At 65.8% G+C, this 243-nt stretch carries 1 pseudogene; it reads left to right on the forward strand.

The annotated features are described in order from the left end of the window. Positions 1 to 243: pseudogene (locus SB771_RS36490) on the forward strand (malate synthase G); the annotation flags it as partial.

Raw genomic sequence — 243 nt, forward strand, 5'->3', positions numbered from 1 at the left:
CCGGCTGAAGTCGCGTTCGCGAGCGAGCTGTTCTCGCGCGTCGAAGACCTGCTCGGCCTCGCGCGCAACACGATCAAGATGGGCATCATGGACGAGGAGCGCCGCACCAGCGTGAACCTCGCCGCGTGTATCGGCGAGGCTTCGTCGCGCGTCGCGTTCATCAATACGGGCTTCCTCGACCGCACGGGCGACGAGATGCACAGCTCGATGGAAGCGGGCCCGATGATGCGCAAGGGCGACATG

Origin of the sequence: Burkholderia sp. SIMBA_051 (assembly GCF_046534915.1) — a bacterium.
Lineage (GTDB): Bacteria > Pseudomonadota > Gammaproteobacteria > Burkholderiales > Burkholderiaceae > Burkholderia > Burkholderia ambifaria.